The sequence below is a fragment of the Streptomyces sp. 13-12-16 genome (genome assembly GCF_002114215.1).
In the GTDB taxonomy this organism is placed as follows: domain Bacteria; phylum Actinomycetota; class Actinomycetes; order Streptomycetales; family Streptomycetaceae; genus Streptomyces.
In genome coordinates this window covers 1-2,561 of sequence record NZ_NCTE01001050.1, presented here as the reverse complement: position 1 = coordinate 2,561, position 2,561 = coordinate 1, and the positions used below count along the sequence as shown (strand labels likewise).

Genomic DNA, 2,561 nt, shown 5'->3' with positions numbered 1-2,561 from the left:
CCCCCGCCGGGTCCTCGCAGGTGGCGTCCGGGGACGCCACGCGCCCACCCTCACGGTCGTACACCGTGACCTTCGGTGTGCCGCTCCGGCCGTCGCGGGTGAGGGTCAGCAGGTGCTCCGCGTACGGCACCACCGCCCCGGCGTGGGTTCCGGGGAGCGTGCGGGGGGAGCCGACGCGCCCCTCCTCCAGGTCGGCCCGGCGGTGGACCGTGGCCCGGCCGTCCTCACCGGTCACCGCGGTCACGGCCGCGTCGCCGCGCACCCGCGCGCCCGGGCCCGCCGGGAGCCTGCCGGTGTCGCGTATCGCGGTGCGGTAGTAGTGCATGTGGTCGCCGTGGTCCACCGTCCAGGCGCCGGCGTCGAGGACGCGGGTGCCGTCCGGGGTGTGGAAGTAGCCGAACCGGCCGTCCGTGGTGAGTTCCGTGGTGCCCCTCGTCCGGGACTCCTCGTGCGTCCCGCCGGTGATCAGGTCCAGTACCCGGGTGTCCCCGGTGCCCGGGTCGTTGAGCACCAGTCGTGACTGCTGCTCGGCCGCCTCCTGGGCCCCTTCGACGTAGCCGTGCGGGGTGGCGGAAGTCGTGGAACCCGCTTTCGGGGAGGACGTGCCGTCGTCCCGCCCCGCGCAGCCCGCGGTGAGCAGCGCGAGGGCCACGAGCGCGGCCGGCGCCCCTGCAGTGACGTTTCTTCGGACGAACAAGGACATCGCCTCTCAGGTCTTTCTCAGTCGGTCGCCGGCGGACGGATGCCGGCCGGACGGGTGCGGCGGTGGCGGATGCCGGACGCCAGGTGGGAGAGGAAGAACAGGCTCACGGCCAGGGCGGAGACGGTCGCGCCGGCGGCGGTGCCCAGGTGCCAGGAGAGCAGCAGGCCGAAGAAGGTGGCGGTCACGCCGAGCAGCGCCGCGAGGACCATCACGCCCCGCACGCCGCGCGCCCAGGGCAGCGCGGCCGCCGGCGGAGCGATGAGCAGGCCCAGCACCAGCAGCGTCCCCACGATGTGGAACGAGGCGACGATGGCCAGCGCCAGCAGGCCGAGCAGCACCGCGTGGGCCAGGCGCGGACGCAGCCCGAGCGTCCGGGCCTTGCGCGGGTCGAACGCCAGGGCCAGGAAGGCGCGGTGGCCGAGGACCGAGACGGTCAGGGCCAGTACGAGGGCCACGCCCAGCAGCGCCAGGTCCTGTTCCCGCACGGCGAGGACGTCGCCGAAGAGGAAGCCGGTCAGGTCCACCGCGAAGGACTGGGACCGCGACACGATGATGACGCCGAGCGACAGCATCCCCACGAACAGCAGCCCGATACCGGTGTCCTGGGACAGCCGCGGGGTGCGGTTGAGGGCGGTGACACCGGCCGTCATGACCGCCGCGCTCAGCAGCGCCCCCACCATCGGGTTGCCCCCCAGCAGCGCGGCGAGTGCCACTCCGGGCAGCAGCCCGTGCGACATGGCGTCACCGAGGAAGGCCATCCCCCTCAGCACCACCCATGTGCCCGCCAGGGCGCAGATCGCCGACACCAGGATTCCGCCCCACAAGGCGCGTTGAACGAAGGTCGCCTCGAAAGGGGCTGTCAACCACTCCATGCGAGCACACTACAATGAAAATCATGTTCAAAAAATCCGGCCTCCCCTCCGCCGCCCCCGGGGACACGACGTTCCGTATCCGCTTCACCGAGCTGTCCGCGGGCTACGCCGGCCATCCGGTGCTCCATCAACTGACAGCGGAAATACCGGCGTCGGCCACCACCGCGCTCGTCGGCCCGAACGGCAGCGGGAAGTCCACCCTGCTCGGCGTCCTGGCCGGAGTGATCCGGCCCACAGCCGGCGAGCTGCACCACACCGGCAGCCGGCCACCGGCGTTCGTCCCCCAGCGCGGCGCGGTCGGTGACGCACTGCCGCTGACGGTCCGGCAGACCGTGGAGATGGGGCGCTGGGGCGAACGCGGCCCGTGGCGCCGGCTGACCCGGCGGGACCGCGCCACCGTGGACGCGGCCATGGACCGCATGGGCGTCGCCGGCCTGGCCGCCCGTCAGCTCGGGGACCTGTCCGGCGGGCAGAGGCAGCGCGCCCTCATCGCCCAGGGGCTCGCCCAGGAGTCGGACCTGCTCCTGCTCGACGAGCCGACCACCGGACTCGACCCCGAGGCCAGGGAGCGCATCGCGGCGCTGCTGACGGAGCTGGCCGACGACGGCGTGACCGTCGTCCACGCCACACACGACCTGGACGCCGCCCGCGCGGCCGACGCCTGTCTCCTGCTGCGCGAGGGGCACTTGACGGGACAGGGGCACCCCGACCTGGCCCTCACCCCGTCGGCACTCACCGACGCCCGGCAGCCGGGCGAAGGTGCCCGGCGCGTGGATTCCGACAGCAATCGCACGTGAAAATCGTTGTCGCACACTGACGGCATCTCCCGTGCGACCGTTCCGGGACGACCGGACCGAGAGGACCTCCCATGGCCGTGCCCAAGCGCAAGATGTCCCGCAGCAACACCCGTCACCGCCGCGCCCGCTGGAAGGCGAGCACCCCGAACCTGGTGCCCGTCACGGTGGACGGCGTGACCCAGCGGGTGC

3 protein-coding genes and 1 pseudogene are annotated in these 2,561 nt (G+C 73.2%); 2 read left to right on the top strand and 2 right to left on the bottom strand.

The window, feature by feature from the left end:
- Window positions 1–703, bottom strand: a pseudogene (locus B7767_RS34980) (hypothetical protein); the annotation flags it as partial.
- A gap of 17 nt (window positions 704–720) precedes the next feature.
- Entirely contained in the window at window positions 721–1,575 is an 855-nt protein-coding gene (aztB, locus tag B7767_RS34975; RefSeq protein ID WP_085575593.1) for a zinc ABC transporter permease AztB, read from the bottom strand.
- 14 nt (window positions 1,576–1,589) lie between these two features.
- Here aztB and aztA point away from each other — a divergent pair, with 14 nt between their 5' ends.
- Entirely contained in the window at window positions 1,590–2,372 is a 783-nt protein-coding gene (gene aztA, locus B7767_RS34970) for a zinc ABC transporter ATP-binding protein AztA (protein WP_085575592.1), read from the top strand.
- Window positions 2,373–2,443: 71 nt separating this feature from the next.
- The coding region (rpmF, locus tag B7767_RS34965; RefSeq protein ID WP_085575591.1) for a 50S ribosomal protein L32 at window positions 2,444–2,561 on the top strand (118 nt) is incomplete at its 3' end.